This window comes from Mesorhizobium sp. WSM4821 (assembly GCF_055901555.1).
In genome coordinates, this window is record NZ_CM148371.1 from 963,573 (window position 1) to 983,879 (window position 20,307).

21 protein-coding genes and 1 pseudogene are annotated in these 20,307 nt (G+C 61.9%); 14 read left to right on the plus strand and 8 right to left on the minus strand.

Annotated elements, in window-relative coordinates; all coding sequences use genetic code 11:
• Position 1: 1 nt before the first annotated feature.
• Together AC0NID_RS04360 and hisB are read right to left on the minus strand one after the other, a co-directional pair.
• Complete coding sequence (locus AC0NID_RS04360; RefSeq protein WP_473451159.1) at positions 2–478, minus strand: DUF2628 domain-containing protein; 477 nt, start codon at positions 476–478, stop codon at positions 2–4.
• Between the two features lie 4 nt (positions 479–482).
• Positions 483–1,082, minus strand: coding sequence for an imidazoleglycerol-phosphate dehydratase HisB (hisB, locus tag AC0NID_RS04365; protein WP_473451161.1), 600 nt, complete (start codon positions 1,080–1,082; stop codon positions 483–485).
• 215 nt (positions 1,083–1,297) lie between these two features.
• Here hisB and hslV point away from each other — a divergent pair, with 215 nt between their 5' ends.
• The 5 genes from hslV to AC0NID_RS04390 all read left to right on the plus strand — a co-directional run bounded on the left by hslV (position 1,298) and on the right by AC0NID_RS04390 (position 5,506).
• Positions 1,298–1,849, plus strand: a complete 552-nt coding sequence (hslV, locus tag AC0NID_RS04370; RefSeq protein ID WP_473451163.1) for an ATP-dependent protease subunit HslV — start codon at positions 1,298–1,300, stop codon at positions 1,847–1,849.
• Complete coding sequence (locus AC0NID_RS04375) at positions 1,839–2,366, plus strand: GNAT family N-acetyltransferase (RefSeq protein ID WP_473451165.1); 528 nt, start codon at positions 1,839–1,841, stop codon at positions 2,364–2,366. Before hslV ends, AC0NID_RS04375 begins: the two co-directional genes overlap by 11 nt.
• A 4-nt stretch (positions 2,367–2,370) precedes the next feature.
• Entirely contained in the window at positions 2,371–2,970 is a 600-nt protein-coding gene (locus AC0NID_RS04380) for a DUF2585 domain-containing protein (protein ID WP_473451166.1), read from the plus strand.
• Between the two features lie 4 nt (positions 2,971–2,974).
• Positions 2,975–4,288, plus strand: coding sequence for an ATP-dependent protease ATPase subunit HslU (gene hslU, locus AC0NID_RS04385; RefSeq protein ID WP_473451168.1), 1,314 nt, complete (start codon positions 2,975–2,977; stop codon positions 4,286–4,288).
• A 258-nt stretch (positions 4,289–4,546) separates the two neighbouring features.
• Entirely contained in the window at positions 4,547–5,506 is a 960-nt protein-coding gene (locus tag AC0NID_RS04390; RefSeq protein ID WP_473451170.1) for a DUF1402 family protein, read from the plus strand.
• A 238-nt stretch (positions 5,507–5,744) separates the two neighbouring features.
• Here AC0NID_RS04390 and AC0NID_RS04395 read toward each other — a convergent pair whose 3' ends face one another.
• On the minus strand, positions 5,745–6,176 hold the full coding sequence (locus AC0NID_RS04395; RefSeq protein ID WP_473451172.1) for a diacylglycerol kinase: 432 nt from the start codon (positions 6,174–6,176) through the stop codon (positions 5,745–5,747).
• Between the two features lie 611 nt (positions 6,177–6,787).
• On the opposite strand from AC0NID_RS04395, the gene AC0NID_RS04400 reads away from it, so the two are divergent.
• Entirely contained in the window at positions 6,788–8,041 is a 1,254-nt protein-coding gene (locus AC0NID_RS04400; protein ID WP_473451174.1) for an Ig-like domain-containing protein, read from the plus strand.
• 146 nt (positions 8,042–8,187) lie between these two features.
• Here AC0NID_RS04400 and AC0NID_RS04405 read toward each other — a convergent pair whose 3' ends face one another.
• Both AC0NID_RS04405 and AC0NID_RS04410 read right to left on the minus strand, forming a co-directional pair.
• A complete protein-coding gene (locus tag AC0NID_RS04405) occupies positions 8,188–8,775 on the minus strand; it encodes a LysR family transcriptional regulator substrate-binding protein (protein WP_474033464.1) in 588 nt (195 codons plus the stop codon).
• 165 nt (positions 8,776–8,940) lie between these two features.
• Positions 8,941–9,102 (minus strand): annotated as a pseudogene (locus AC0NID_RS04410) (LysR family transcriptional regulator); the annotation flags it as partial.
• A 156-nt stretch (positions 9,103–9,258) separates the two neighbouring features.
• Between AC0NID_RS04410 and AC0NID_RS04415 the strand changes: the two are divergent.
• Together AC0NID_RS04415 and AC0NID_RS04420 are read left to right on the plus strand one after the other, a co-directional pair.
• Entirely contained in the window at positions 9,259–9,480 is a 222-nt protein-coding gene (locus AC0NID_RS04415; protein WP_474033465.1) for a nickel-binding protein, read from the plus strand.
• A gap of 217 nt (positions 9,481–9,697) precedes the next feature.
• Positions 9,698–10,618 carry an oxygenase MpaB family protein gene (locus AC0NID_RS04420; protein WP_473451178.1) on the plus strand — a complete coding sequence of 307 codons (921 nt, stop codon included), beginning with the start codon at positions 9,698–9,700 and terminating at the stop codon, positions 10,616–10,618.
• A 271-nt stretch (positions 10,619–10,889) separates the two neighbouring features.
• Here AC0NID_RS04420 and AC0NID_RS04425 read toward each other — a convergent pair whose 3' ends face one another.
• From AC0NID_RS04425 to AC0NID_RS04435, 3 genes are read right to left on the minus strand one after another with little or no spacing between them, the layout of a single operon-like run.
• Entirely contained in the window at positions 10,890–12,119 is a 1,230-nt protein-coding gene (locus AC0NID_RS04425) for an NAD(P)/FAD-dependent oxidoreductase (protein WP_473451180.1), read from the minus strand.
• Positions 12,120–12,124: 5 nt separating this feature from the next.
• Complete coding sequence (locus AC0NID_RS04430) at positions 12,125–12,439, minus strand: MocE family 2Fe-2S type ferredoxin (protein ID WP_473451182.1); 315 nt, start codon at positions 12,437–12,439, stop codon at positions 12,125–12,127.
• A 52-nt stretch (positions 12,440–12,491) separates the two neighbouring features.
• Positions 12,492–13,601 (minus strand): fatty acid desaturase family protein, encoded by a 1,110-nt coding sequence (locus AC0NID_RS04435; protein WP_473451183.1) that lies wholly within the window; start codon positions 13,599–13,601, stop codon positions 12,492–12,494.
• Positions 13,602–13,770: 169 nt separating this feature from the next.
• On the opposite strand from AC0NID_RS04435, the gene AC0NID_RS04440 reads away from it, so the two are divergent.
• The 6 genes from AC0NID_RS04440 (at position 13,771) to AC0NID_RS04465 (ending at position 20,113) form a co-directional block, all read left to right on the plus strand.
• Positions 13,771–14,802 carry a LacI family DNA-binding transcriptional regulator gene (locus AC0NID_RS04440; protein WP_473451185.1) on the plus strand — a complete coding sequence of 344 codons (1,032 nt, stop codon included), beginning with the start codon at positions 13,771–13,773 and terminating at the stop codon, positions 14,800–14,802.
• Positions 14,803–15,184: 382 nt separating this feature from the next.
• The gene (locus AC0NID_RS04445) at positions 15,185–16,126 is read left to right on the plus strand and encodes a sugar ABC transporter substrate-binding protein (RefSeq protein ID WP_473451186.1); all 942 of its coding nucleotides are present in this window, start codon (positions 15,185–15,187) and stop codon (positions 16,124–16,126) included.
• Between the two features lie 192 nt (positions 16,127–16,318).
• Complete coding sequence (locus tag AC0NID_RS04450) at positions 16,319–17,395, plus strand: ABC transporter permease (protein WP_145720543.1); 1,077 nt, start codon at positions 16,319–16,321, stop codon at positions 17,393–17,395.
• A 2-nt stretch (positions 17,396–17,397) separates the two neighbouring features.
• Positions 17,398–18,165 carry an ATP-binding cassette domain-containing protein gene (locus AC0NID_RS04455; protein ID WP_473451188.1) on the plus strand — a complete coding sequence of 256 codons (768 nt, stop codon included), beginning with the start codon at positions 17,398–17,400 and terminating at the stop codon, positions 18,163–18,165.
• Between the two features lie 131 nt (positions 18,166–18,296).
• On the plus strand, positions 18,297–19,292 hold the full coding sequence (gene iolG, locus AC0NID_RS04460; protein ID WP_473451190.1) for an inositol 2-dehydrogenase: 996 nt from the start codon (positions 18,297–18,299) through the stop codon (positions 19,290–19,292).
• 26 nt (positions 19,293–19,318) lie between these two features.
• Positions 19,319–20,113 carry an SDR family oxidoreductase gene (locus tag AC0NID_RS04465; protein ID WP_473451192.1) on the plus strand — a complete coding sequence of 265 codons (795 nt, stop codon included), beginning with the start codon at positions 19,319–19,321 and terminating at the stop codon, positions 20,111–20,113.
• Positions 20,114–20,307 lie beyond the last annotated feature (194 nt).

Genomic DNA, 20,307 nt, shown 5'->3' on the forward strand with positions numbered 1-20,307 from the left:
GTCAGGGCCTCCCCGGCGTGTGGGTCAGTCCTAGCGCCATGCCCGTCTGCGACGGCCGGGCAAGGGCGGCGTCCGGAACGATGCGTTGCGCGGGCGCTTGCTCATCCGGTTGCGCTTCGGCTTCCAGCACGTAGCGCATATCGGCGTCGTCGAGCCTGCCGGCCTCCACAACGCCCCATTCACGCCAGCCACGGCGGCGCAGTGCGGCAATCCGCAGGGCCTGCCCTTCCAGCCCGACATAGAGCGATACCAGCAGCGACAAAAGCGAGCCGGCCAGCCCAAGGTTCAACCTTTCGGCAAGCACCGAAAGAACCGCCATGGCGACGAAGGCCAGTGCTGCCTCGATCCACAACCGGTGCCAGAGCAGCCACAGCGGCGGCAGGAGGAAGCCGAGCCAGGAAAACCCGTCACGGACAAAGGCCGTTGTGTCAGGCTTTTCGCCGCGGCCCGTCGGTTCCATCACGACATAGATGGCCATCAGGCTATCCCTTCAGAGATCCCTTGGTGGAAGGAACCGCGTCCGGCTGGCGCGGGTCGCTTTCAAGCGCGAAACGCAGCGCACGGGCCACGGCCTTGAAGCAGGTCTCGGCGATGTGGTGATTGTTGGCACCGTAGTGGTTGGTGACATGCAGCGTTATGCCGGCATTCTGCGCCAGGGCCTGGAAGAATTCGCGCACCAGTTCGGTGTCGAAGGTGCCGATTTTCGGCGACGAGAACGCAACGTTCCAGACAAGGTAAGGACGGCCGGAGACATCGATCGCCGCGCGCGTCAGCGTCTCGTCCATGGCGAGATCGATCGAGGCGTAGCGCATGATGCCGCGCCGCTCGCCCAGCGCCTTGGCCAGCGCCTGACCGAGCGCGATGCCAGTGTCCTCGACGGTGTGGTGGTCGTCTATGTGCAGGTCGCCCTTGGCCTCGACCGTCATGTCGATCAGCGAATGGCGCGAAAGCTGGTCCAGCATATGGTCGAAGAAGCCGACGCCCGTCGCAATATCGGATTTTCCCGAGCCGTCGACCTGGACCGATACGGAGATATCGGTTTCCTTGGTCTTGCGGCTTGCTTCGGCGGAACGGGGCGGCATGACCTCATCCTTGTCCAGAGTTCAGTCCAAGCTTCACTTGCTTGAAAACGAGAGCCTTCTAGCAGCATGATCCAGCGATTGCCAGTTGCCATGCCAAGCGGTATCGGCCCGCGGATGACCGGTTTGCAATCATCGGGCCTATGCATACATATGGCCGATCAAGTCCACTCGTAACGCGCCGATCGCCTTCGGATCGGTGCTGATCGGAGCAGAAAATGTCTGATGAACTGACCATGCACGCCACGACCATCGTCACCGTGCGCAAGGGCAGCAAGGTGGTGATCGCCGGCGACGGCCAGGTCAGTCTCGGCCAGACCATCATGAAGGGCAACGCCAGGAAGGTGCGCCGCATCGGCAAGGGCGGCAGCGTCATCGCCGGTTTCGCCGGAGCTACGGCCGATGCCTTTACCCTTCTGGAGCGGCTGGAAGCCAAGCTCGAACAATATCCGGATCAGTTGACGCGCGCCTGCGTCGAGCTCGCAAAGGACTGGCGCACCGACCGGTATCTGCGCCGGCTGGAAGCGATGATGCTGGTAGCCGACAAGTCGGTTTCGCTGGCGCTGACCGGCACCGGCGACGTGCTCGAACCCGAACATGGCGTGATGGCGATCGGTTCTGGCGGCAACTACGCGCTGGCCGCCGCGCGCGCGCTGATGGACAGCGAAAAAGATGCCGAGGAGATCGCCCGCAAGGCGATGCAGATCGCATCCGAAATCTGCGTCTACACCAACAACAATTTCGTCATCGAAGCACTCGATGCCGGCTGAGCGGGCCGCGCTGTACGATTTTCGGCCGGTGACTGAGGCGGACCTGCCGATGATCGCCGGCTGGCTGGCCGAGCCGCATGTCGCGGAGTGGTGGGACGATCCCGAGACGGAGATCGCCCAGATCCGCGAACACATCGCCAGCATTTCCGTCGAGCCGCTGATCATCGAACTCGACGGCGAGCCGATCGGCTACATGCAGAGCTACGACCCGCATCTGGAGGACGGCCATCCCTATAGCGACCAGCCGTTCGGCACGCTCGGCATCGATCTGTCGATCGGCAAGCCCGAGCTTGTTGGGCGCGGCCACAGTTCGGCAATTGTCCGGCAGTTCGTGGAACAGCTGTTCGAGGAAGGCGCGCCGCGTGTCATCATCGACCCGGATCCCTCCAACGGACGAGCCATCCGCGCCTATGAAAAGGCCGGTTTCCGGGCTATCGATCGAAGGCAATCGGAATATGGCGACGCCGTGCTGATGGCAATTGATGCCGAAGAGGGCGACGTCGAAGAGGGGCAGTAACAGCATGAGCACATCCGGCGTGGACAAAACCGTCTCGGCCTATGAAGACAGCTGGCGGATGGGGCTTCTGCTCGTCCTCGGCCTGATCATCTTCCAAGCTGGAGCCCTCTACGGCATGGGTCGAACGCCGATCTGCACATGCAGCTATGTCAAGCTGTGGCACGGCATCGTGCAGAGCTCGGAGAATTCCCAGCACATTTCCGACTGGTACACATTCTCGCACATCATCCACGGTTTCCTGTTCTATGCGCTGGCGTGGTTTCTGTTCCCGCGCTCGCCGATCGGGCTCAGGCTGGCATTCGCGGTCGTCATAGAGGGCGGCTGGGAGCTTCTCGAGAACAGCCCGTTGATCATCGAGCGCTATCGCGCCGGCACAATTTCCCTGGATTACTATGGCGACAGCATCATCAATTCGGTGGCGGACACGCTGGCGATGGTGCTGGGATTTGTGATGGCGCGCAAGCTTCCTATATGGGTGATCGTGACCCTCGCCCTCATCTTCGAATTCGGTGTCGGCACCATCATCAGGGACAATCTGACGCTCAACGTGATCATGCTGCTGCATCCGTTCGAGTCCATCCGGCAGTGGCAAAGTGGAATTTAGTGAAATGAGCACATTCTCGCCCCGCGAAATCGTTTCGGAACTCGATCGCTTCATCATCGGCCAGAAGGACGCCAAGCGCGCCGTGGCCATCGCCTTGCGCAACCGCTGGCGCCGCCAGCAGCTCGAAGGCCAGATGCGCGAGGAGGTGATGCCGAAGAACATCCTGATGATCGGCCCGACCGGCGTCGGCAAGACCGAGATCTCGCGCCGCCTGGCGCGCCTTGCCGGTGCGCCGTTCGTCAAGGTCGAGGCGACCAAGTTCACCGAGGTCGGCTATGTCGGCCGCGACGTCGAGCAGATCATCCGCGACCTGGTCGAGATCGCCATCGGGCTGGTGCGCGAGAAGATGCGCGAGGATGTCAAGGCGCGCGCCCATATCAATGCCGAGGAGCGTGTGCTGGAAGCGCTCGTCGGCAAGACGGCGAGCCCGGCCACGCGCGACAGTTTCCGCAAGAAGCTGCGCGACGGCGAGCTCGACGGCAAGGAGATCGAGATCGAAGTGAGCGACACCGGCACCGGCGGCATGCCCGGCTTCGAGATCCCCGGCATGCCGGGCGCCAATATCGGCGTGCTGAACATCAACGACATGCTGTCGAAAGCGATGGGCGGCCAGAAGACCAAGACGCGCAAGACGACGGTGAGGGAATCCTACGCGCTGCTGGTCGGCGACGAATCCGACAAGCTGCTCGACCAGGATGAGGTGGTGCGCAGGGCGCTCGAATCGACCGAAAACGACGGCATCGTCTTCCTCGACGAGATCGACAAGATCGCCTCGCGCGAGGGCGGCATGGGCGCCGGCGTTTCCCGCGAAGGCGTACAGCGCGACCTCTTGCCGCTGGTCGAGGGCACCACAGTCGCGACCAAATACGGGCCGGTGAAGACGGATCACATCCTGTTCATAGCATCGGGTGCGTTCCACGTTGCCAAGCCGTCCGACCTGCTGCCCGAACTGCAAGGCCGTCTGCCGATCCGCGTCGAGCTGCGCGCGCTGGAGAAGGAGGATTTCGTCCGCATCCTCACCGAGACCGAGGCCAGCCTGATCAAGCAGTACATCGCGCTGATGAAAACCGAAGGCGTCGATCTCGTTTTCACGGACGACGCCATCGATTCGCTGGCCGGCATCGCCGTCGATCTCAACGCCAGCGTCGAGAACATCGGTGCCAGGCGGCTGCAGACGGTGATGGAGCGGGTGCTGGATGAGATCTCCTATGACGCGCCGGACCGTCACGGCACGTCGGTGACCATCGACGGCGCCTATGTGGAGAAGCATGTCGGCGACCTGTCCAGAAACACGGATTTGTCGCGTTTCATCCTGTAAGACCGGGCAATTCCGGTGCAGGGTGGGCAGGGATTCTGCCCGATCATTCTGCAACGTGTGGCCAAATGGAAGCATATGGCCATCTTTCGCCTCGGCGACTGAAGGGGCTCTCGACTCGACCTGGAGCTTTACCTAGTTTGCCCGGCGACTACGGCACCGCGCAACCCTTGGATGCGAAAAGACGCCGTAGCAATTGGTTCTGCGCATGACCCCCGAAAATTGATCCCGGGGGTCATGCGCTGTTACAGGCGGCGGCGCATGAAAAAACTGATCCTCGTCATTCTCGGGCTGACGCTGGCGACAGCCATGTTCGCCGCGCAAGCGGCGACGATGGTCCCGCCGGGCAACCGCAATGCCGAGCAGCCCAACATACCGGGCGCCTCGAGCCGGCGCACCCAGGCCACCAACACCACCTTCCAGGCGAAGTACCGCAAGGTCTATGCGCTGCTGCAGAACGACGCCGGTCTTCGCGGCAAGATCAGCGAAGCGGCGGCGACCTACGACATCGACCCGATGCATATCGTTGGAGCCATCGTCGGCGAGCACACCTACAATGTCGATGCATATGACCGGCTGCAGACCTACTACGTCAAGGCGATCTCCTATCTGTCGAGCAAGCTGTCCTTCGCCTATGACGGCGAGGACATCACCGATTTCGTGCAGCGGCCGCAATTCCAGAAATGCGCAGGCAAACTGGACAGCTACGCGCTCTGGGAATGCCGCGAGCTGGTGTGGAACCAGTCTTTTCGCGGCAAGACCGTCGGCGGGGAGAGCTTTCCCGACGATCGCTTCGGCGCCACCTTCTTCCAGCCCTATTATGCCGGCCAGACCTTCGGCCTCGGCCAGCTCAATCCGCTGACCGCGTTGCAGATGAGCGATCTCGTGAACGAGGTTTCCGGCTTGCCGAAGCTCGACGTCGGCGATCCGAACGCGGTTTACAAGACCATCATGGATCCCGACCTCACCTTGTCCTATGTCGCGGCGGCGATCCGCAAATCGATCGATGCCTACAAAGACATTGCCGGCTTCGATATCTCGGGCAATCCCGGCATCACAGCGACCCTCTACAATGTCGGCAATGCGGAACAGCGCGCCCATGCGCTGAAGGCCGAGAACGACAGACGCCGCGCCGCGGGCGAACCGGAGAAGCTGCCCGAGGAAAACTACTATGGCTGGCTGGTCAACGACAAACTGCCGGAGCTGAAGACGCTGTTTTAGTGGTGAATAATCCGGCGCTTGCTACCGGACAGCCAGCCTGGGTGGAAAGCGGAAATCGCTTGCTCGGTTCGTCAATTCGCAGCGACATCGCCATCCCATAGATTTCCGGACGGCGTTCGCAGCGCGCCTCGTTGGCCGGCCTTCAGCCCACCGGCCGGAGTGACACTTTGCAGTCGCCCAATTGCGAGCGTCGCATGACGCGGTCTCCTCACATGATCAAAGGTGATCGGGTCCTTCCTCATTGGTCGCGGTGATTGCTGGCAACTTCGCCACCTCCCGTAAGCCATCTTGCATCGAACCAGCGGTCCGCCGGCCCGTCATAGGGAAGCCGCGTGACATCCCAGTGGCTGACGAAGCGCGCGTAGGCGTCCCAGACCGGTGGACCGCCGCCGATGAAGACCACCCGGCCGGCAAAGCGCTGGAGCGTGTCCTCGGGATCCATGCTGGAGCGAACGACGACAAGTTCCCGATCCGCGCGAGCAAAATCCGGAACGCTCGCGATCGTCTTGGGACCGGCGAGCAAGACGTGTCCTCTCGTGAGGTCGAAAAACCGTGCAACGTCGGCGACGAACTCCGGCGACCGCTCGCCTTCCCATGGAAGGCGGCCTTTGAGGCCGAGCTGCCCCGCTTGGCCGATGGCACAGACAACCCTAACGACAGTCTTCTTCATGAGAACTCCATCCATAGCTGGTCTGATCGCATTCGCGATGCGGCGCAACGTGTTTCCGTAAGATGGCCCAAACAGCCTCAAACAACGCTCTGCTCCGCATAGATTGCCTTTGCGGCACCAAGCGGTGCCGATGCTCGCAGCGGAAAAGGCCTCGCGAGAGGTTATCGAAGCGCGGCCCGCCAGTCTTTGCCCCTTGAAAGGTAATTGAGCGCCATCCGACTGCCGAGAGGCAGAATTAACCACATTCGAACAAGACGAAGGGTGGTTCGGTTTGTCACCGATCCGTCTCGTGTAACATGTTATCGTTGAAATCGGGGCCATCCGCAGTACGTCCAGGCGCAAAGGCAAGGAGAGACAGGATGCCAACCTTAAGCAATGGCAGTGAACTTGTCGTATGGAACGAACCCGAGGATCCCAATCCTAGCCCTGACGCGGTCCTATTTAGTATTACGGAGACCGACGGCGACGTAATCGGACCGATAGGGGCGAAGCCGGATTTCCCTTTCGGTGGGATCGAACTGGCGTCTGTCAATGTTTTCGACGGCTTCTTCACCATAACCAGCTTCACCCATGAAGGCAGGACCGAGACCTGGACGACCGTGGAAACGCAGGTGTTCGACAACGAAGGCAATTTGCTCCGCACCGTGTCCGACCAAGCGGCGTTCGTGTCGGCCCAGATCGTCTCGGTCAGCGCCGACAGCCCCGACGACATCACGGTGACATGGATCGGGGCGAACGAATATTTCGGCGGCGAAAACACCCAATACGGCCAGCACCAGATCATCTTGGAAGGGGGCGTGCTTCAGTCCGACACCTTCGTCAATCACACGCCCACCGTTGCCGACCTGGACTTGTCGGTTTCGCAGGCGCAACCTCTCGACGACATTGAGTTCAGCGCGACAGATGCCGACTACGACCTCTTGAACTTCATCATCGTGGACGGGCCGGACAACGGCACCCTAGAGCAGGAGACGAGTTTCGACGGTAACTACTACCCGTTCCACCAGGGTCATTATGGCACTACCCTGCACTATCATGCGGATTTTCTGAGCGGAAACCTGTTCGACTACACGCCAGATGCCGGCTTCATCGGCACCGACAGTTTTACTGTTTACGCCACGGACGGTCAGGGCAACAGCAATATTGCGACGATTACGATCACAGTCACTCCGCCGGCCGAATCCATCACCTTGACCGACGCCAAAAACATCATGAGCTACGCAAGCTATGATCATGCCGTGCTCGTCGCCGCGCTGGGCGGCGGCGACCGCATCAGCGGCACCCCGTTCAACGATACGCTCGACGGCGGCGCCGGCCACGACCAGCTGTTCGGCGGCGCGGGCGCCGACGACATCATTGGTGGCGGGGGCACCGATTGGCTGAAAGGCGGCGCCGGCAATGACGAGATCAGCGGCGGTGAGGGCGCGGACGGCGTCCGCGGTGACACCGGCGACGACGTCCTAGACGGCGGCGCCGGCGCCGACGACATGCGGGGTGGTGCCGGCGACGACATTCTCAATGGCGGCGCCGGCCGCGACCGGCTGGCCGGCGACTCGGGCAGGGATGTCTTGGTGTTCGACGCCCTCGGGCCGGCGAACTACGACAGGATAGAAGACTTCAATGCGCTCGACGATGTGTTCTGGCTGAACAGCTCCGCATTCGTCGGGCTATCGGCCGGCTCGCTTCTCACTGCGGCTTTCGTCGTCGGCGACCACGCCATCGATGACAGCGACCGCATAATTTACGACAAGGGGACCGGCGATCTGCTGTTCGATGTGGACGGGGCTGGAGGAACGGCGGCTGTCAAGTTTGCCGCCGTGGATCCGAGCACATTCCTCACTGTGGACGACTTCTTCGTGATCTAGGGGCGCGTGGGTGGTGCGCAGTTACATCGACCGGGCGTAATCGCGCCCATGCACCTCTCCATTGCGCAGTATGCGGCCCGGGGAACATCAGGGCGGCGCAGACGGCATCCCAAATCAGCAGTAGCTCGAGCTTCAGCAATAAACGGTTAGCCCGGCCAATCGAAACTTTGGGCAGCTCGGACCATTGCAGCCGTCGCCGGGCTATGTGGCCGGCCCGGAACGCTGGCCAGGGACACCGTGCGTGCCACCGCGGGTTCGATCAGCGGGCGCTGCAGAAGTTCAGGCGATGTCACCGAATATTCAGGCATGAAGGCGAATCCGATCCGCGCCAACACCATTGATTGGACCCAATCCTCGCGCTCGGAACGAAAGCGGGCATAAAGGCTGACGTTTCTTTCCCGGCATACGCCCATCACCAGATCCCGCATTTCGCAGGACAGACGATCGACGTAGGGTTCCTGAGAGAGATCGACCAACTTGATTGCATTGAGGGTCGCAAGCCGGTGATCCGGCGCGAATACGACGACGTAACGCTCACTGTAGAGATCATGGACGCGGAAAGCCGTTCCCAGTCCCTCCAGCGGATTGAGAACGGCCAGATCGAGATCGTTTTGCTCAAGCCTGCTCTTCAGTTCCTGAACGCTCGCTTCGCTTACTTCGAGCTCGACGCCATGATAGTCGCGCTGGAACTTTGCGAGAAACCGGGCGAGCTTCACATGGCCGATGGTCGACATGACACCGAGGCGGATCGGCACTTGGTTGAGCAGCCTAAAATTGTCGGCAAGCGTCCTGGTTGCGTGAGCCTCCTGCATGATCTGCTGAAGATGCGGCAGAATGGAGCGCCCGAACTCACTCAGGAGGATGCGCTTTCCTTCGCGGTGGAACAAGGGCGCGCCAAGCTCATCCTCAAGCGTCTTGACCGCTTTGGTGAGCGCAGGCTGAGACACATTGCAATCGGTGGCGGCCTTGGTGAAGTTCAACCTCTTCGCGGCGGCAAGCACGTAGCGAACCTGAAACATCTCCATGGCGAGCCCTCCCGAGGCGGTTCCACGAAACGACATTGTAGCCCCTTCATCGATAACTGTCGGCTATCGATTGATAGAAAAAATGTCGTTCTCTTCCGTCCGCCATTGCATTCAACTCCTGTGGTCACTGAACCAGGAGGAGATCTGGAAATGACCGTCTATATGGTTGAACGCGACCTCAAGGGCATCAGCATGGAAGCTCTGGGAGAAGCGCAGAAGGCGGCGATCGGCAAGGCCGCCGAGATGACGTCCAAGGGCACGGACATCAGGTATCTGCGCTCGACCTTCGCACCGGAGGACGGGCGCTGCATGTGCCTGTTTGACGCTGTCTCCGATACCGACGTGCAGCGTCTCAACGACGATGCGGGGCTGCCCTATAACAGAATCGTACCGGCGCTCGATCTTACCCCATAAGACCAGCACGACCGGGCTCGTGACGACCGTCCGGGCCTGGTGTGCTTCGGACTCATGCGCGGCAAAAGCAACGTGGTGGGCTGATCGGCATCCCGAAACAGAGCATTGCATTATCCTCGGCCAGCACTGTGGTGCTTGCCGTTGGAACGGCGGGAAGACCAAAGACGTTCATCCGCCAGGCGCCGGTCTAACGCTTGCTGTTCCCAGGAGGCGGACCATGTTTCGCAACTCGGGCAACATTCCCCTGCCTCGCCCGCTTGAGCGTCGTGTGGACACTCTTGCGCAGTCGTTCATGCGCCAGCGGCTCGGACCTCAGATGGACTTCTCGACCCCGGAAGGCGAGCCGGCGCTGTTGCCGCCTGACTCCCTGTCCTGGCGTATTTTCAAGAACCCTGTTGCACTGTTCATCGGCGGGGTTACGGCGGTGCTGCTCGAATTGGCAGAGCCGCGGGTTTGCGACGCGATTTGGCGGCACAGCACATTTCGCTCCCACGCGCTCCGACGATTGCAGCGTACGGGCCTCGCTGCCTTGATCACGGTCTACGGCCCCAGAACCAAGGCCAAGGCCATGATTGAAGGGGTGGTCAGGATGCATGGCCGCGTTTCAGGTCGAACCAGCGAAGGCGAGCCATACCACGCCACCGACCCGGAGTTACTGGACTGGGTGCAAGCGACGGCCGAATTTGGTTTTATGGAGGCCTATCACACCTATGCCCACCGTCTGCATTTTTTCGAACGGGACGCGATGTTTGCTGAGTCTCGCCCCGTCGCGCTTCTCTATGGTGCGGTCGGCGCGCCCACGTCTCAGACCGAGCTTTACGCCCTGTTCGACGTGATGAGGCCAAGACTCGCCGCGTCGCCGATCGTCCCGGAGTTCCTGGAAATCATGGCAGAGGTTCCCGCCTTGCCGAGAGCGGCTCGACCGCTTCAGCGGCCGCTTCTCAAGGCGGCCGTCGAGATCCTGCCCCACTGGGTCCGCAAGCGGTTGGCACTCGGCGACCGATGGACGTTGAAGCCGTGGGAGCATGCTTTTGTGAAGACGACGGCCGCAATCTGCGATCGCATCGTGATCCCCTCATCACCAGCCGTCCAGTCGTGCCGTCGCCTCGGTCTTTCCGAGAGCTATCTCTACCGGTGATCCAGGCTTTCCACCATTGACGGAGCGCGTCACGGATGGGTCACCAGGAGGATTGATTTGTGACCTCCGAGCGCCGCAAAACGGACCCGGTATAAGGCCGCTCGGGATCCGGAGTCCGGGCTCATCTGATCCAGCAAATGACCGATTAGGGTCGGTAACGCCCGAAAGGGGCGTCTCCCGCCATTCCCAATGGGTGCGAAGTGTCGGATTGCCGCCACGAGAACGAAAAGCGTTCCGCCAGTTCCTTCAAGCTTCTGAAACCCGCGCTGGCTCACGCCGCCAACAGCGACTTCAGCTTGACCGTTTGCGAGCCGAGCGCTTCCGGCGCCGGCTTTGCCTTTTTTGCGATCAGCATCTCGGCCAGCCTTATGTCGCGGGCGACCGAATTGCCCGGGCCGATGCCGCTCGCCGCGACCAGCCTGCCGTCTTCGGCCAGATGGAACAGGATGAAGGCGCCGTCGTCGAGGTCGCGGCGCACGACTTTGCTGCCCTCGTCCGACAGCCCTGCTATCTGCAATGTCAGGCCGTACTGATCCGACCAGAACCATGGCACCGCCGCGTGAGCCTCGCCGGCGCCGAGCATGTTCCTGGCCGCCAGCGCGCCCTGCTCCTGCGCGTTGCGCCAGGCTTCCAGCCGCACGCGGCGGCCGCCATAGACGGCGAGCGGAAACGAACAGCAATCGCCGGCAGCAAAGATGTCCGGATCGCTGGTGCGAAGCTCGGCATCGACTGCTATGCCGTTGTCGATCGCCAGCCCCGCTTCCGCGGCAAGTCCGGTCACCGGCACGGCGCCGATGCCGATCACCGCCAGATCCGCGACGATGTCCTGCCCTCCGGCAAGCGCGATGCGCACCTTGGCGCCGTCGTCGGCGATCGCGGCGATGCCGTCGCCGCACAGGATTTTCACGCCTTTGGCTTCATGCGCCGCTTGGATGATCTTGGCGATCTCGGCCGGCACGCCGCGCATCAGGATGCGCGGCTGCGCCTCGATGACGGTGACCGCGGCCCCCAGCCTGCGCGCCGCGGCGGCGAGTTCGAGGCCGATGAAGCCGCCGCCGACGATGGCGATGCGGTTTCCGGCGCTGAGGTGAGCGCGAATGGCCAGCGCGTCGTTGAAGGTCCGGAGATAGACGCAGCGCGCGCCAAGGGCCGGCATCGGCAGCTTGCGCGGCACAGAACCCGTCGCCAGCAAGAGCTTGTCGTAGGGAAGGACCGAGTCCTCCGACAGCCGCACGACGTGCGCCGCGCGGTCGATCGCCACCGCCTGAACCGAATGGATATACCTGATCGATCTCTCGGCCAGCACCTCGTCGCTGGCGATCGCCTTGATCTCGGGCGCCTCGCCGGCCATCGCGTCTTTCGACAGCGGCGGCCGCTCATAGGGCAGATGCGGCTCGTCGCCGACCAGCGTCACCGGCCCGTCATAGCCGAGATCGCGCAGCGCCAAGGCAGCCCGTCCACCGCATTCGCCAGCGCCGACGATGACCATCCCCTTCGTCATCGCCGTCACCCGATCTGGATCAGGATTTTGCCGACGTCGACCTTGACCGGATAGGTCCTGAGATTGACGCAGACCGGCGCGCCTCTCGCCTGGCCGCTCTTGTAGTTGAACCGGCCATTGTGCTTCGGGCATTCGATGATGTCGTCCATGACAAGCCCGTCGGCCAGATGAACCTTCTCATGCGTGCACAAACCGTCCGTCGCGAAATACTCGTCGTCGGGGCTGCGATAGATGGCGAAGGTGCGGCCGGCATGGTCGAACCGCATCACGTCTTCTTCGTCGATGTCTTCGGCGTCACAGGCCTCGACCCAGTCGCTCATCGGTCCTCCCGGCAGATTTTTGCTTGATCAACTTGCCCGGCATGGGCGCATATCACTCCGCTGCCGCCGCGACAGCATGGTTATCGTTGTGGAGCTCTTCACGATAGGGCTTCGCGGTCGGCGGCAACGCGCGCTTAAGGAAATAGTCTTCATTGCGCAGCTGGCGCAGGAAAGCGGGCACCATCTCGCGATAGCCGGCCAGGATCGACGGCGTCGGCGCCGGCAAGTCGCGCTTGATCAGCTCATGCAGCCTCGGCAGCGCGTGATAGGGCACCATCGGGAACATATGGTGCTCCACATGGTAGTTCATGTTCCAGTAGATGAAGCGGCTGACCGGGTTCATGTAGACGGTGCGGCTGTTGAGGCGATGGTCGATGACATTTTCTGCGAGGCCGCCATGCTGCAGCAGGCCGGTCATGACATGATGCCAGGCGCCGTAGAGCCTCGGCAGCCCGACCAGCATCAAGGGCAGGAACGAGCCCATAGTAAGCGCCAGCGCGATGGTCGCGGCATATATCGCGGTCCAGATACGGGCGATACGGATCGCCTTCGGCTGCTCCTGCGCGGGAATGAAGGTCTTTTCCGCCGGGCTGATGATGCCGGCCGCATTGCGCACCATGTCGGTCATGGCATGCCAGGCATCAACAATGCCGAAGAAATTGAGCACGACGCGCAACAGATCCGGCGGGCGCATCACCGCGATCTCCGGATCGCGGCCGACGATGATCGTATCGGTGTGGTGCCGCGTGTGGCTCCAGCGCCAGGTCACCGGATTGCGCATGATCATGAAGCAGGCGATCTGGTAGACAACATCATTCATCCACTGCGTCCTGAACGCGGTGCCGTGACCGCATTCGTGCCAGCGTGAATCCGTCGAGGATCCGTAGAGGACGCCATAGACGAAGAAGAACGGCACGCACCACCACGTGCCCCAGAACCAGGCGCCGCCCGCGCCGCTCAGGATCAGGGCGCCGAACCAGATGATCGTATCGCGGATCGCCGGCCCGTCGGAGCGTTGCATCAGCTCTTTCATCTGCTTGCGCGGCATGTCGGTATGATACCACTCGGCCGCCGCCAGCCCGGTCTCGACGGCGCGCTTCGCGTCGCGGCCGAGCAGGCTGTAGTCACGCCGGGACGGCGCTGCGGATCGTGTCGCTTCCATAGAGGCTGCCTCCGTGGGCACAACGTCCGTCAGGACGGGTGCCCCTGCCACAGGTGCTTGTCTCATAAAGTAGCGCCAAGCCATGATAGGCTCAATATCACAAAGATAGTTTCTATCATTTCCCATCAGAATGGTGTAGGGGTAAGCTGGCAATCAGGCAGGGAATCTCATGGCAAAACGGCCGACCATCACCGATCTGGCGCGCATCTCCGGGGTTAGCGTCGCCACCGTCGACCGGGTGCTGAACAACCGCCTGCCGGTGCGCGAGGAAACCGCGCGCCGCGTCTACGAGGCCGCCACCAGCATCGGCTACCACGCCGCCGGGCTGATCAAGCAGCGGATGCGCCAGGAACTCCCGGAATACCGGCTCGGCTTTCTGCTACTGAGGGGCAATGATGTTTTCTACAGCGATTTCGCGCGGGAGCTCGAACTGGCGGTTTCGCAATCGCAGCGCTTCCGCGGCGTTGCAACGATCGATTTCGCCGGTTCGCTGGCCCCCGACGAGATCGCCGCGCAGATGCGCAAGCTGGCGGCGAAATCCAGGGCTGTCGCCCTTGTCGGCCCGGACCATCCGACGCTGACGGCAGCCGTCGAGACCCTGAAGGCAAGGGGGCAACCCGTCTTCTCCCTGTTGTCCGACTTTGCCGCCGGTATCCGGGAGGGCTATGTCGGCCTCGACAACCGCAAGGTCGGCCGCACCGCGGCCTGGATGATCGCGAGGGCGGCGAGAAAGCCCGGCAAGGTCGCCCTTTTTGTCGGCAGCCATCGCTTCCATGGCCATGAGCTGCGCGAGATCGGCTTCAGATCATTCTTCCGCGAACATGCGCCGGAATTCACGGTGTTGGAGACGCTGGTCAACCTGGAAGCCAACAAGGTGACCCATGATGCGATGATCGCTCTTCTGGCGCGGTACCCGGAGCTTGCCGGCTGTTACGTCGCCGGCGGCGGCATGGAAGGCGCGGTCTCGGCGCTCAGGACCGCGAGGCCGGTAAATATGCCGGTGGTCGTCTGCAACGAGATCAACGCCGAATCGCGCGCGGCGCTCGCCGACAACATCCTGACCATGGTGATCTCGACGCCGCTGGCAGCACTTTGCCGCGAGCTTGTCGACCTGATGGCACATGCCATCGAGGCAGGCGCTGCCAATGCGCCGGGCCAAACCTTCCTGCCATTCGATATCTATCTGCCTGAGAACATCTAGGTTCGGGTAAAACATCTGGGCTCAGACAAGGCATCCAGGTTCAGATCGGGCATCACGAACGCGTCGGCAATGATGTGAACTATCAGCCTGATGGATTCTTGCAGAAGTTTTGCCGGCCCTCAGCCGCGTTATCCGAAAATCCCGCATCCGCTTTCGGAATCTCCTTGACGCCCGCACGCAGAATGGAATAAATATTTCACTAACTAGGTATTTTGGTTCTTTCGTTCCGGAACATCTGTTTCAAGCGGAGGACTTGGCGTTCCAGTCGACGCGGAAATCGCCATCAGGGAACGAGACGGCAATCGGGAGAGATTCCCTGGGAGATCGGGGATTCCGGGTAGATCGGTGCAGCCGGACACCAATTCTGTGGAGGAGAAATAAAATGAAGAAACTGCTTTTGGGCGTCGTGTTTTCGGCGCTGATGAGTTCGTCCGCCCTCGCCGCCAAGATCGGCGTGTCGATGGCGCTGTTCGATGACAATTTCCTGACCGTGCTGCGCAACGGCATGATCGAGCAGGCCAAGGGCATGGAAGGCGTGGAGTTGCAGGTCGAGGACGCGCAGAACGACGTCGCCAAGCAGCTCGACCAGATCAAGAACTTCGTCGCCTCGGGCGTCGACGCGATCATCGTCAATCCGGTCGACACCTCGGCCACCCAGGCAATGTCGGATGCCGCCGCTGCGGCCAAGGTTCCGCTCGTCTATGTCAACCGCGAGCCGGTCAACGTCGACACGCTGCCGGACAACCAGGCCTTCGTCGCCTCCAACGAGGTCGAATCCGGCACTCTCGAGACCCAGGAGGTCTGCCGCCTGTTCAAGGAGGCCGGCAAGACCGAGGCCAATGTCTACGTGATCATGGGCGAGCTGTCGAACCAGGCCGCGGTGCAGCGCACCAAGGACATCGACGATGTCATCGCCACCCCGGAATGCAGCTTCATCAAGATCATCGACAAGCAGACGTCGAACTGGAAGCGCGAGGAAGCGCAGAATCTGATGACCAACTGGCTGTCGACCGGCACACCGTTCGATGGCGTGATCGCCAACAATGACGAAAGCGCCATCGGCGCCATCCAGGCGATGAAGGCCGCCAACATCGACATGAAGTCGGTTGTCGTCGGCGGCGTGGACGCCACCCAGGACGCGCTTGCCGCAATGCAGGCGGGCGACCTCGACGCGACCGTGTTCCAGGATGCGGCCGGCCAGGGCGCAGGTGCCCTGGACGCCGCGCTCAAGCTTTCCAAGGGCGAGACTGTCGAACAGAAGGTCTACATTCCCTTCCAGCTGGTCACGCCGGCAAACATCGACAAGTTCCTGAAAAAGAACTGAGGCCGAGGACGGTTTTCGATAGGGAGCGGCGCGTCGGAGCATCGGGCCATTTTGCGGATCCGATGGTCGAAACAAGAGCATCGGTCCGCAAAAAATGGCCCGGTGCTCAAAACAAAAGGACAACGCCGCTCCTCTTTCTCTCATCGCCGAAGACAGGCGACGGGAAGCGACTGCTGACGGAGGAAACAAGATTTGTCACAGACAACCCATGGCGTCGGCGGACTAAGCTATGATGCGAAGAAACGCACATGGCCTGCCGAATTCAACGTTTTCCTGGCGCTCATCATCCTCGTCGGCGCTTTCGAGCTGATAGGCCGGGTCTTTCTCGGTGACAGCTTCCTGTTCAACACCCGCGCCAATGTCGATACGATCTTCAACGAGGCGCGTCTGCAAATCATCATCCTGCAGGTGTCGATTGTCGGCATCATCGCCATCGGCGTGACGCAAGTGATCATTTCCGGCGGCATCGACCTTTCCTCGGGTTCGATCGTCGGCGCTACGGCGATGATCGCCATGAGCTTCGCCCAGGTGGCGACGGTCAACGGCAACCCTAACCCCAAGGCGATGTTCATCGAACAGGGCTGGACCGACCTGCCGGTGATCGTGCCGGTGCTCGTCGCGATCGGCTGCGGCCTGCTGGCGGGCCTGATCAACGGCTCGCTGGTCGCCTATACGCGCATTCCACCGTTCATCGCCACGCTCGGCATGATGGTCACCGCGCGCGGCGTCGCCAAATGGTGGTCCAAGGGGCAGCCGATCTCGTTTCCCACCGAGAGCTTCGCGGCGATCGGCAAGGGACTGATGCCTGTCATTATCTTCATATCGCTGGCAATTCTGTTCCAGCTGATCATGACATACACCAGATATGGGAAGCACTGTTATGCCATCGGCTCCAATGAAGACGCCGCGCGCATGTCCGGCATCAATGTCCAGAACCACAAGATCCTCGTCTTCGTCATTGCCGGCATCCTCGCCTCGCTTGCCGCCGTGGTGCTGAGTTCCAAGAACCTCACCGCTCAGGCGGGCATGGGCGTGATGTACGAACTGGACGCGATCGCCATGGCGGTCATCGGCGGCGTCTCGCTATCTGGCGGCCGCGGCTCGATCATCGGGACGGTGATCGGTGCGCTGATCTTTGGCGTCATCATCTCCGGCTTCACCTTCCTGCGCCTCGATGCCTACTACCAGGAGATGGTCAAGGGCGTGATCATCATCGGCGCAGTCGTTCTCGACCAGTGGCGCCAACGCCTGCGGGCAATGAGGGCTTGATCATGTCAGACATCGTCCTGAAGACCGAGAACCTGACCAAATACTATGGAGGCGTGCATGCGCTCGAAGGCGCGAATTTCGAACTGCGCAAGGGCGAGCATGTCGCCATCATGGGCGACAACGGCGCCGGCAAATCCACCTTCGTGCGTCAGATCACGGCCGTCGAGCAGCGCACCAGCGGCAAGGTCTGGTTCGACGGCCAGGAAGTGAACTTCGCCGGCCCGATCGCGGCGCGCGAGGCCGGCATCGAAACCGTGTTCCAGAACCTGGCGCTTGCCGACGATCTCGACGTGCCGTCGAACCTGTTTCTCGGCCGCGAGAAGGTGCTTTTCAATCTCGGCCCCTTCTCGATCCTCGATCGCAAGTTCATGCGCAAGGCGACCGAGGCGGCGCTGGTCCGCACCGCGGTGAAGATCCCCAACCTCAACAACACCATCCGCCATATGTCCGGCGGCCAGCGCCAATGCGTGGCGATCGCCAGGACCGCGACCTTCGCCTCCAAGCTGATCATCATGGACGAGCCGACGGCAGCGCTCGGCGTGCAGGAGACGGCGCAGGTCGAAAACATCATCCGCACGCTCAAGGCCAATGGCGAGCCGCTGATCCTGATCAGCCACAATATGCGCCAGGTGTTCGACCTTTGCGACCGCATCGTCGTGTTCCGGCGCGGCCGCATCGTCGCCAATCTGCGCAAGCACGACACCGACGGCAACGACATCGTCTCCTACATCACTGGCTCCAAGACCGGGGAGGCGGAACTTGCGGCCTAGGGACGGATGCCGGTCAGCGGATTATTGGTCCGTTGCCGCTCTGGCACGATAAAACAATCCCCGTGCCTCTCTGCCTGACAGGCAAGGCGCGCAGAGACTTCCATTTCGAACAGTCCTCAAAGGAAACTCCCATGCCTCTTCGCTTCGCCCTCCTCGGTGCCGGCCGCATCGGCAAAGTCCATGCCCGTGCCGTCGGCTCCAATCCGCAGGCCAAATTGATCGCCGTGGCGGACGCCTTCGAGAAGGCGGCGATCGAACTGGCATCGGCCTATGGTGCCGACGTGCGCACCATCGAGGCCATCGAAAAAGCCGGGGATATCGACGCGGTCATCATCTGCACGCCGACCGACACCCATGCCGATCTGATCGAGCGGTTCGCCAGAGCCGGCAAGGCGATCTTCTGCGAGAAGCCGATCGACCTGGACGCCGGCAGGGTGGAAGAATGTCTGGCGGTGGTCGACAAGGCCGGCGCCACTTTGATGGTCGGCTTCAATCGCCGTTTCGATCCGCATTTCGCCGCCGTGCGTAAGGCGATCGACGACGGCGCCATCGGGACGGTCGAGATGGTGACCATCACGTCGCGCGATCCCGGCCCGCCGCCGCTCGACTATATCGGCCGCTCGGGCGGCATCTTCCGCGACATGACCATCCATGATTTCGACATGGCGCGCTTCCTGCTCGGCGAGGAGCCGGTGGCGGTCAGCGCCCATGCCTCGGTCCTGGTCGACAAGAAGATCGGCGAGGCCGGCGATTTCGACAGCGTCAGCGTCATCCTCGAAACCGCTTCCGGCAAGCAGTGCATCATCTCTAACTCGCGCCGGGCCACCTATGGCTATGATCAGCGCATCGAGGTGCATGGTTCGAAGGGCATGGTTGCCGCCGAGAACCAGCGGCCAGTGTCGATCGAGTTGGCCAACGACAAGGGCTACACGCGCCCGCCGCTGCACGACTTCTTCATGACCCGTTACCTCGACGCTTATGCCAACGAGATCGCCGCCTTCATCGCGGCCGCGACATCAGGCAAGAAGGCGGCGCCGAGCGGCAAGGATGGGCTCGTCGCGCTGAGGCTGGCGGACGCGGCGCTGAAATCGGCCAAGGAAGGAAAGACTGTCCGCCTCGACAGCTGAGCAACACCAATCACAGGAGCAGAAAGATGAACGGTTCAGCCGGTCGCAATTCCGAAACACACGCCATCGTCACCGGCGGCGCGCAAGGCATCGGCTTCGCCGTCGCCGAGGCGCTGGCCGACGAGGGCTGCCGCGCGCTGGCGCTGATCGGCCGCTCGGAGGAGAAAGGCGACAAGGCCGTCACCACCCTCAAGAAGTCAGGCGTCGATGCCATCTTCATCAGCGCTGACGTCGCCAAAGTGGCCGACTGCATGCGCGCTGTCGACACGGCGATCGCTCATTTTGGCACTGTCAACGCGCTGGTCAACGCCGCCGCCACCTCGGCCCGCGGTTCACTGGTCGAGACGAGCGAAGAGCTTTTCGACACGATCTTCGCGACCAATGTGCGCGGTCCGTTTTTCCTGATGCAGGGCGTGGTGGCGCATCTGCTGGAGAAAAAAGTGTCTGGCTCGATCGTCAATGTGCTGTCGATGTCGGCGCATTGCGGCCAGTCGTTCCTGACGCCCTATTCGTCGAGCAAGGGCGCTCTGATGACGCTGACCAAGAATGTCGCCAATGCCTATCGCGGCAATCGCATTCGCTGTAACGCCGTGCTGCCCGGCTGGATGGACACCGAAGGCGAGGCGATCGTGCAGAAGAAATGGCACGACGCGCCTGATGACTGGCTGGAAAAGGCCGAGGCTGCGCAGCCGATGGGCCAGCTGGTGAAGCCGGACCAGCTTGCCCGGCTGATCAGCTATATGATCAGCCCGCAATCCGGCGTCATGACCGGGTCGCTGGTCGACTACGACCAGAACATCGCCGGGTCGTCGCCGGAGTAGTGTCGGCGAGTGTAGCGGAACGCCCATCACTTCGTCATCCACGGGCGGAGCAAGGAGCGTAGCGACGCGGCGAAGACCCGAGGATGACGAAGTTCGGGAGGTTTCAGCCAATCGCGAATGGGCTGGAGTAGACCTCCTTTCATCAGGCACGTGACAAGCGCTTCGGCATCGATTATATGAGCGTCATGATCAAC

What these genes read in the sequence shown, in the direction of transcription:
- AC0NID_RS04395 (WP_473451172.1), bottom strand. Translation starts at nt 6,176, where the DNA reads ATGAAGAAGACTGTCGTTAGGGTTGTCTGTGCCATCGGCCAAGCGGGG.
- AC0NID_RS04440 (WP_473451185.1), top strand. Translation starts at nt 13,771, where the DNA reads ATGGCAAAACGGCCGACCATCACCGATCTGGCGCGCATCTCCGGGGTT.
- AC0NID_RS04415 (WP_474033465.1), top strand. Translation starts at nt 9,259, where the DNA reads ATGGAAGCTCTGGGAGAAGCGCAGAAGGCGGCGATCGGCAAGGCCGCC.
- AC0NID_RS04420 (WP_473451178.1), top strand. Translation starts at nt 9,698, where the DNA reads ATGTTTCGCAACTCGGGCAACATTCCCCTGCCTCGCCCGCTTGAGCGT.
- AC0NID_RS04435 (WP_473451183.1), bottom strand. Translation starts at nt 13,601, where the DNA reads ATGGAAGCGACACGATCCGCAGCGCCGTCCCGGCGTGACTACAGCCTG.
- AC0NID_RS04465 (WP_473451192.1), top strand. Translation starts at nt 19,319, where the DNA reads ATGAACGGTTCAGCCGGTCGCAATTCCGAAACACACGCCATCGTCACC.
- AC0NID_RS04455 (WP_473451188.1), top strand. Translation starts at nt 17,398, where the DNA reads ATGTCAGACATCGTCCTGAAGACCGAGAACCTGACCAAATACTATGGA.
- AC0NID_RS04445 (WP_473451186.1), top strand. Translation starts at nt 15,185, where the DNA reads ATGAAGAAACTGCTTTTGGGCGTCGTGTTTTCGGCGCTGATGAGTTCG.
- hisB (WP_473451161.1), bottom strand. Translation starts at nt 1,082, where the DNA reads ATGCCGCCCCGTTCCGCCGAAGCAAGCCGCAAGACCAAGGAAACCGAT.
- AC0NID_RS04430 (WP_473451182.1), bottom strand. Translation starts at nt 12,439, where the DNA reads ATGAGCGACTGGGTCGAGGCCTGTGACGCCGAAGACATCGACGAAGAA.
- AC0NID_RS04390 (WP_473451170.1), top strand. Translation starts at nt 4,547, where the DNA reads ATGAAAAAACTGATCCTCGTCATTCTCGGGCTGACGCTGGCGACAGCC.
- hslV (WP_473451163.1), top strand. Translation starts at nt 1,298, where the DNA reads ATGTCTGATGAACTGACCATGCACGCCACGACCATCGTCACCGTGCGC.
- AC0NID_RS04425 (WP_473451180.1), bottom strand. Translation starts at nt 12,119, where the DNA reads ATGACGAAGGGGATGGTCATCGTCGGCGCTGGCGAATGCGGTGGACGG.
- AC0NID_RS04405 (WP_474033464.1), bottom strand. Translation starts at nt 8,775, where the DNA reads ATGTCGACCATCGGCCATGTGAAGCTCGCCCGGTTTCTCGCAAAGTTC.
- AC0NID_RS04380 (WP_473451166.1), top strand. Translation starts at nt 2,371, where the DNA reads ATGAGCACATCCGGCGTGGACAAAACCGTCTCGGCCTATGAAGACAGC.
- AC0NID_RS04375 (WP_473451165.1), top strand. Translation starts at nt 1,839, where the DNA reads ATGCCGGCTGAGCGGGCCGCGCTGTACGATTTTCGGCCGGTGACTGAG.
- AC0NID_RS04360 (WP_473451159.1), bottom strand. Translation starts at nt 478, where the DNA reads ATGGCCATCTATGTCGTGATGGAACCGACGGGCCGCGGCGAAAAGCCT.
- iolG (WP_473451190.1), top strand. Translation starts at nt 18,297, where the DNA reads ATGCCTCTTCGCTTCGCCCTCCTCGGTGCCGGCCGCATCGGCAAAGTC.
- hslU (WP_473451168.1), top strand. Translation starts at nt 2,975, where the DNA reads ATGAGCACATTCTCGCCCCGCGAAATCGTTTCGGAACTCGATCGCTTC.